The organism is Corynebacterium sp. (assembly GCF_030535495.1).
GTDB lineage: Bacteria > Actinomycetota > Actinomycetes > Mycobacteriales > Mycobacteriaceae > Corynebacterium.
Genome location: NZ_JAUNRW010000096.1, coordinates 1 through 7,718, shown reverse-complemented (window position 1 = coordinate 7,718; position 7,718 = coordinate 1). Strand labels below are relative to the sequence as shown.

The window sequence follows — 7,718 nt, the reverse complement described above, 5'->3', positions numbered from 1 at the left end:
ATGGCGCTGATCAGTTAGACGGGAGCCTGCTCCGAGACCACCCGCGTACCCGCGCGGGGCTTTCCGAATGCCCACAACTTGTTCACGAGGAAGTTGACCGGCATGGCCACGACGATGGAGATCGCGGTCGCCCAGTAGAACTTGGTGCGGAACCCGGTGGAGTCGTCGAAGATCTCCGGGGACAGGGCGATGGGCGAGGTCGGATTCATGAGCAGGGTCGCGACGATCTGGCTGACGATGAACGCCCCGATACCGGTGAGCAGGAACGGGAGGAATCCTCGCCACCAGGTGCGCTGGGGGATGCCCCGGAAGGTCCAGCTGCGGTTGAGCTGGTAGTTCCAGGTGTTGGCCACGAGGAAGGCGATGGTCATGAAGATGTTGAACCAGCGGATGTTGAAGTCCGTGCCCCACAGGGGCAGGAAGACGTCATGCTCGGAGATCCCGGCGGTCCAGCCGGCGATCTTCTTGGTCAACACGCTCACCGCCAGATTCACCAGGGTGCCGGAACCGCCGACAATGCCGAACATGAGGAACTGGCGGGCGGTGTTGCGCACCCGGGCCAGTGAGGCCGCACTTGAACCCACGACACCTCTTTCTGCGGTAATGATGATTATCGGATCAGCTTAGTCCCATCCGGGCCCGGCCACGCGAAAGGCTCGTCGTCTTCGGCTGTGAGGATCATCAAAGTCCACTGCCATGGCACGTAACCGCAGCGGGGAGCTGAAGTCGTAGAGCGAGAGACCCCGGTCGACGGGGTAGGTGTCATCGTTGTCGATCGGCATGCCCAGATGGTTGAGCACCACCCGGATCTGGTGGGTGTGTCCGGTGACCGGACGGACCTCCACCTCCTGCTCACCGACCCGGCGTATCCAGGTCCGGGTGGCCGTCCCCCCGTCCACCACCCGGACCTGCCGGATTCCACGCTCCTTGCGCAGCGGCAGTTCCACCAGCTCCCAGTCCAGCCCCACGGTCACCTCCCCCACCACGCGGGCCCGGTAGAGCTTGCGCACCTGCCGCTTCTGAAACAGCCGTTGATAGTCCCCGCGGGTGGCGGCCCGCCGCGAGCACACCAGCACCCCCGAGGTGAGCCGGTCGAGGCGGTGGAGGGGAACGATGTCGTCCTCCCCGAAGTCGATCCGCAGCCGGGTCTGCACGGTCTCCCGGACGATGCGCCCGTTGCTTGTCGAGGGCACAAAGCACGGCTTGTCCACCACGATGAGGTCCTCGTCACAGTGAAGGACCGTGTAGTCGAAAGGAATCGTCGGTTCCTCGCCGATCTCGGGGTGGAACCACGCCGGCTGCGGGCGCTCCAGCTCGGCTCCTGCCTCCAGCAGGGTGCCCCAGGCGAAGGGCGCGTCCCCGGCGGCGCCCGCCCAGTACTCCCGGTCGCCCGGGACCACACCACGCAGTACGACCCGCCGCGGGGAGATCCCCTGGCGGGCCGGAATGGGGGCGTCAGGCACCGGTGGCAAGGCGGGCGGCGGCGGCGTCGATACGCTCGTCGGTGCCGGTGAGCGCCATGCGGATGTACTGCTGGCCACGGGGGCCGTAGAAGTCACCGGGGGCGACGAGAATGCCCAGCCCGGCCAACCAGTCGACGGTCGCGCGGCAGTCCTCGCCGCGGGTGGCCCACAGGTAGAGGCCGGCCTCGGAGTTCTCGACGGTGAACCCGGCGTCGATAAGCGCCTTCATGAGCACCGCCCGACGACGCGCATAAACCAGCTTCTGGGCGGCCTCCTGGCCGTCATCCTCCAGCGCGGCGATCATCGCCTGCTGGATGGGGCCGGGCACCATGAGGCCGAGGTGCTTGCGCACCTCCAGCAGCTCGGCGATGAGTGCGGGGTCACCGGCGAAAAAGCCCGCCCGGTAGGAGGCCAGGTTCGAGGTCTTCGACAGGGAGTGGATGGCGATGAGACCGGTGTGGTCGCCGTCGCACACGCGCGGGTCGAGGATGGAGACCGGCTCCTCCTCGCCCCAGCCCAGGCCGAGATAGCATTCATCGGAGGCGACGATGACACCGCGCTCGCGGGCCCACTCGACGACCTTGCGCAGGTGGTCCACGCCCAGGACCTTGCCCGTCGGATTCGACGGGGAGTTGATGAACAGCAGGTCCGGGGTCTCCGGCCCGATCTTCAGGAGGGAGTCCGCCCGCAGAATGCGGTTGGAGCCGACCAGCGCGCCCACCTCATAGGTGGGGTACGCCACCTCGGGGATGACGACGAAGCCCTCCCGGATACCCAGCAGCGTGGGCAGCAGCGCGATGGCCTCCTTGGTGCCCACGACCGGCAGCACTGCGGACGCCTCCACCCCCTCCATGCCGTAGCGACGCACGAGGGATGCGGCGATGGCCGCGCGCAGCTGAGGGGTGCCCGCGGTCTGCGGGTAACCGGGCTCGGCGGCGGCCTCGGCCAGCGCCAGCTGGATGCCGGGCGCCACCGGATCGACCGGGGTGCCCACGGACAGGTTGACGATTCCGTCGGGGTGCGCCTGCGCCGTGGCCTTGGCCGCGGCGAGCGTGTCCCAGGGGAAATCCGGCAGACGGGTGCCCAGGGGCGTGCGGGCCACGGCCCTACTCCTGGTTCTGCGGCGGCAGCGCGGCGACGAAGGGGTGATCCTTGTCGACGGGCCCCGTCTTGGCGGCACCTCCCGGGGAACCCAGGTCGTCGAAGAAGGCGACGTTGGCGTTGTAGTACTGGTCCCATTCCTCGGGGACGTCGTCCTCGTAGAAGATGGCCTCGACCGGGCAGGCCGGTTCGCAGGCGCCGCAGTCGACGCACTCGTCGGGGTGGATGTAGAGCATCCGCTTGCCCTCGTAGATGCAGTCGACGGGGCACTCCTCGACGCAGGAGCGGTCGAGGACGTCCACACACGGCTGGGCGATGATGTAGGTCATGGGTGTCGGGCACTCCTTTTAAATCTGGATGATCGAACCTAGTATGTCATCTGCCGCGTACGAGCGGCCAGACGCCTCCGGCGACTCCCGCGAAAAGCAGCAGCACACTACGAATACTACTGCCGACGAGTTGGTCGCCTGTGACGACCACACCCATCATCAGGGCGAAGTAGCCGGCGAGCCAGACGTAGAGGGGGATGGCGGCGACGATGGGTTCCGGGTTCCACAGTCGCGCAGTGCGGGTGAGCACCATGGTGAATAAAAACGCGAGCACGATGGTGTACGGCACGGCGATACGGGTGTCCCCCACGGTGATCCAGGTCCCCAGGTAGACGACCTCGAGCAGGACGGAGATGAGCGCGGCCACCGACAGCCAGATGAGCCCACTGATGGCCTCGCCGCGGCTGAAGTCGGTGCGCACGAACCGGTCGCTCATGCCAGAAACTCCGGCACGGTTCCGGCGCCGACCTGGTAGTACTCGGTGGGCAGCAGCGGTTGGGCGTGGAGGTTGGACAGGGCCCAGACGGGGTGGGTGCCGTGCCCCCACGCGGCCTGCGGGTTGGTGGCGGTCACGGAGCCGTCGGCGAACCAGATCTGGGTGGCGTGGGCGCGCATGGCCTCCCGCTTGGCGGCCAGGGCGGTGTCGTCGAGGGTCACCACGAGATCATGGGTGTCCACGCCCTGGTTCTCCAGGTACTCCGCCGGGGGCAGCGTCCATCCGGGCGGCACAGTGTCGATGGCCTGCACCCCGGCCCGGATCTCGGCGAGGGGGGTGACGGTCCACAGGACGGGAATGTCGTCGGCGGCGGCGTGGGTGATCTCGTGGGCCCGGATGTGGTCGGGGTGGCCGTAGCCGCCGTCGGGCCCGTAGGTAATAATCAGGTCGGGCTTCGCGGCGTCGAGGATCTCCCGCAGCGTGCCGACGGCCCCCTCACCGGAGTTGACGAAGGCGCGCGGGTTGTCGTGGGCCGGGCTTCCGGCCATGCCGGAATCCCGGTAGCGCCCGGCCCCGCCGAGGAAGGTGCCGCGCACGCCGAGGATCTCCAGGGCGCGGGTAAGTTCGGCGATGCGGAAGCCGCCGAGTTGATCGGCGTGGTCGTTGGTCAGGTGCGCATAGGTGTCGCCGATGACCTCGCCCTCTTCGCCGAGGGTGCAGGTGACCACGAGGACGTCGGCACCCCGGCGCGCCAGGTCGAAGAGGGTGCCTCCGGTGGTGATGGCCTCATCATCGGGGTGCGCGTGGACGGCCACCACGCGGCGGCCGATGAGATCACGGGTTGTCATGGTTTCCTCCAGCTCGCGACCGTCGACACGCCGGCGGTCCAGTTTTCCAGGTCCGGGTCCGGGCCCACGATACCCTCGCCCAGGACCAGCATCCTCCGCTCCCCCAGCAACGGCACGTCCAGGTGTTCCCGGGCATTGGTGGCGGCGAAGACGGCGGCGGCCTCGTCGAGGGGGACGGAGCCGTCGACCAGCGCGGCGGCCGTGCCCGCGGTCTCCTCGGTGCAGTATCCCGAGAGGTTGCCCGAGCGCGGTGCCTGCGGGGACGGCGGGCACTCCCAGTGTCCGGCAAGGTCGAGGGCGCCGCTGTCGATGCGCTGCCAGACGATGACGGCGTCGACCTCCCCGTCCGGGAGCTGCACTCCGGTGAGATCCTCCAGGTCGGAGGTGACCATCTCGGCGCGGACATCGGACTGGGAGAGCAGGTCGACGATGGTGCGGGCGGCGGCCAGGGAGGTGTCGTCGGCGGGGTCGACGCCGATGCGCAGGGGGCGGCCCTGTTCTCCGGTCACCTCGGGCAGCAGCGAGGGTACGCCCGGGGTGGCCGCATGCTCGGGGATGGAGAGCTCGGCGGACCGGCCGGCGGCGAGGCGGGCGATGAGGGGGACGTCGAGAAGCGCATGCAGTTCGGCGCGCACCGCCTGGTCCGCGAGCAACGGCGAGGTCACGGACATCGTCAGCGTCAGCTCGCGCGGCTGATCGACGAGACGGACCTGGGTGTCGCGCATGAGACGGTAGGAGTCGACGCTGGTCTCACCGGGCACGGTGTCGAGGAAGTTGAGCTGGCCGGAGCGCAGTTGCTCCACGCCCTGGGTGACGCTGCGGATCTCCTGGAAACGGACGCGGTCGGTGGCGGCCGGGTCGCTGCCCCAGAAGCGGTCGTTGCGGTTGAGGGTGACCACGCCGCGGGAGCGGTCGACGTTCTCGACGGCGTAGCGCCCCGCGGAGGCCGGCACCCCGTTGTCGAAACCGGTGCCGAAGCGGGTGACATCGCCCTGCAGGACGTGGCTGGGCAGCAGGTTGTCGAACATCTCGCGCCAGTCGACGACCGGGGTGCGGAAGTCGACGTCGACGGTACGTCCGTCGGCGGAGGTGCGGATCCCCTCGATGGCGCGGTAACCGGCGGGGTTGATCACGCCGGGGGTCTGCGTCATGCCCTGCCAGAGATAACGGAAATCAGCGCCCGTGATGGGCGTGCCGTCCGACCACTGGGCCTCGGCGGAGATGACGAAACGCACGGTCTGCGCGACGGTTCCGGGGGCCGGTTGCACCTCGCCGGCGGACTCCAAAAGATTAAAATCCATGACACCGTCCCGGAAGGTGCTCGGCAGGACGAGGGAGCCGAGGGAACGGGTGAAGGTGGAGTCGTGGGCCTGCAGGTGCGGGTTGAAGCCGGCGGGGAGCGGATCGATTCCGACGGAGATGATCTGGTCACCACGCGAGGGCACCTCGGGGGTGGTGGTCTCGGGGGCGACGCTGGTGGTGGATTCCGGGGTGGGCTCCGGCTCCTCGACCGGGGGCGGGCCGGGGTTCGCGGCGCAGGCGCTCAGCGAGGCGGCGAGCAGGAGGGCGGGGAGGAGTCGGGTCTTCACAGTGTCGATTATGTACCAGGGGTGTCACGTAACGCGGGAGCCAGTGCGGCCACCATGACTCCGGCCAGCACCACCAGGCTCAGAGCCCACCGCAGGTCGGTGGCAGTCGACAGCCCGCCGATGACGGGGCTGGTCGCCATGAAACCGACCCGCAGGAGCCAGCTGACGGCGGTGACCCCGGCCCCCTCGGAGACTCCGGGCAGGCGGGCAGCGGCGGCGAAGGCGCTGGGCACAATGGTGGCACAGCCGAAACCGGCCAGAGCCAGACCGACATAAAGCAGGCCGGGGGCCGTCGACGCCATGATGAGGCCACCGCCCAGCGCGATGAGCACGCCTCCGGCACGTGCCACGGCGACGCGCCCGAAGGCGTCGATAAGCCGGTCGCCGGTGAAACGCCCGATGGTCTGGGCCGCGAGCACGACGGTGAACGCCACGCCCGCCTGCCCGAGCTCCACCCCGGCGAGTTCGACGGCGGCCAGGCCGGCCCAGTTGCTGGCGACATCCTCGATCATCGCGCCCGACATCGCCAGGACGGCGACAGGCAGGGTGATCCACATGAGTCGCCCCAGGCCGACGCGCGTGTCGACGCCCCCGCTTTCCGCGGGCTCTTCTCGACGCGGGACCGGCCCTGTGAGCCAGATACCCAGTGCCGCGACGAGGATGAGGACGACGGCCACGGCCACGAGATGGAGCCGAAGATCCAGCCCGTTGCTGGCGGCCAGGGTGCCGCAGACACCGCCGACGACCGCCCCCAGCGACCAGCAGGCGTGCATGGACGACAGCAGCGACCGGCCTGAGGCCGCCTCGACGCGCACTCCGGCGACGTTCTGGGAGACGTCGATGATGGCGTCGAGAAGCCCGACCACGGCGAGGATCAGGGCCAGGACCACCGCGGACGGCACCCATCCGACGCCGGCGATGAGCAGCGCGAGGCCCACCGTGCCCCACCACACCACCGGGCGCGGTCCGAGCCGGTTGACGGCCAGGGAGGGCAGGATCGTCGACACGAGGGACCCGGCCGCCACGGCCGCCACCATGAGACCGAACGCGAAATCCCCCAGCCCCCACTGTGCTTTGAGCGTGGGGTACCAGGGAAGGACGGAGGCCAGCGCCGCGCCGTTGGTGGCGAACAGCAGGCCGACGCCGAGGGCGGGGCGCAACACCTTACTTGTTGAGGGCCTTCTCGCGGGAGCGGGCGCGGGCGCGCTCCGTGGCGTTGAGGATGACCTTGCGCACGCGGAGGATGTCCGGGGTGACCTCGACGCACTCGTCCTGGCCACAGAACTCCATGGCCTCGTCGAGGGAGAGGACGTGTGCCTTGGCGAGGGTGACCGTGGTGTCCGCGGAGGCGGCACGCATGTTGGTCAGCTTCTTCTCGCGGGTGATGTTGATGTCCATGTCCTCGTCGCGGTTGTTCGCGCCGACGACCATGCCCTCGTAGGCCTCGGTGCCGGGCTCGACGAAGAAGTTGCCGCGGTCGGAGAGCTGGATGAGCGCGTAGGCGGTGATCTGGCCGGAGCGGTCGGCGACGAGCGAACCGGTGGCGCGGTCCTTGATCTCGCCGGCCCAGGGGCGCTGCTCGATGGCGTAGGAGTTGGCGATGCCGGTGCCGCGGGTGTCGGTCATGAAGGTGGTGCGGAAGCCGATGAGGCCGCGGGCCGGGACGTCGAACTCCATGCGGACCCAGTCGCCGGTGCCGGTGTCCATGGACACCATCTGGCCCTTGCGGGCGGCCATGAGCTGGGTGACGGCACCCTGGTGCTCGGAGGGGACGTCGATGACCATGCGCTCGTAGGGCTCGTGGACGGTGCCGTCGATGATCTGGGTGACCACCTGCGGCTTGCCGACGGTCAGCTCGAAGCCTTCGCGGCGCATCGTCTCGACGAGGACGGACAGGGCCATCTCGCCGCGGCCCTGGACCTCCCAGGCGTCGGGGCGCTCGGTGGGCAGGA

At 69.2% G+C, this 7,718-nt stretch carries 8 protein-coding genes and 1 pseudogene; all 9 read right to left on the bottom strand.

The features are described 5' to 3' along the window. Positions 1-14 precede the first annotated feature (14 nt). Positions 15-527 (bottom strand): GtrA family protein, encoded by a 513-nt coding sequence (locus Q4F73_RS10200; protein WP_303359240.1) that lies wholly within the window; start codon positions 525-527, stop codon positions 15-17. 96 nt (positions 528-623) lie between these two features. Next, the gene (locus tag Q4F73_RS10195; protein WP_303359239.1) at positions 624-1,463 is read right to left on the bottom strand and encodes a pseudouridine synthase; all 840 of its coding nucleotides are present in this window, start codon (positions 1,461-1,463) and stop codon (positions 624-626) included. Next, on the bottom strand, positions 1,456-2,565 hold the full coding sequence (dapC, locus tag Q4F73_RS10190; RefSeq protein ID WP_303359238.1) for a succinyldiaminopimelate transaminase: 1,110 nt from the start codon (positions 2,563-2,565) through the stop codon (positions 1,456-1,458). Before dapC ends, Q4F73_RS10195 begins: the two co-directional genes overlap by 8 nt. Positions 2,566-2,569: 4 nt before the next feature. Then, positions 2,570-2,893 (bottom strand): ferredoxin, encoded by a 324-nt coding sequence (gene fdxA, locus Q4F73_RS10185; protein ID WP_303359237.1) that lies wholly within the window; start codon positions 2,891-2,893, stop codon positions 2,570-2,572. A gap of 46 nt (positions 2,894-2,939) precedes the next feature. Continuing rightward, positions 2,940-3,329, bottom strand: coding sequence for a hypothetical protein (locus Q4F73_RS10180; RefSeq protein WP_303359236.1), 390 nt, complete (start codon positions 3,327-3,329; stop codon positions 2,940-2,942). After that, positions 3,326-4,177, bottom strand: coding sequence for an N-acetyl-1-D-myo-inositol-2-amino-2-deoxy-alpha-D-glucopyranoside deacetylase (gene mshB / locus Q4F73_RS10175; RefSeq protein WP_303359235.1), 852 nt, complete (start codon positions 4,175-4,177; stop codon positions 3,326-3,328). Before mshB ends, Q4F73_RS10180 begins: the two co-directional genes overlap by 4 nt. Beyond that, positions 4,174-5,766 (bottom strand): ABC transporter family substrate-binding protein, encoded by a 1,593-nt coding sequence (locus Q4F73_RS10170; RefSeq protein WP_303359234.1) that lies wholly within the window; start codon positions 5,764-5,766, stop codon positions 4,174-4,176. Before Q4F73_RS10170 ends, mshB begins: the two co-directional genes overlap by 4 nt. 8 nt (positions 5,767-5,774) lie before the next feature. Beyond that, positions 5,775-6,926 carry an MFS transporter gene (locus tag Q4F73_RS10165; protein ID WP_303359233.1) on the bottom strand — a complete coding sequence of 384 codons (1,152 nt, stop codon included), beginning with the start codon at positions 6,924-6,926 and terminating at the stop codon, positions 5,775-5,777. A 4-nt stretch (positions 6,927-6,930) separates the two neighbouring features. Continuing rightward, positions 6,931-7,718, bottom strand: a pseudogene (locus Q4F73_RS10160) (translational GTPase TypA); the annotation flags it as partial.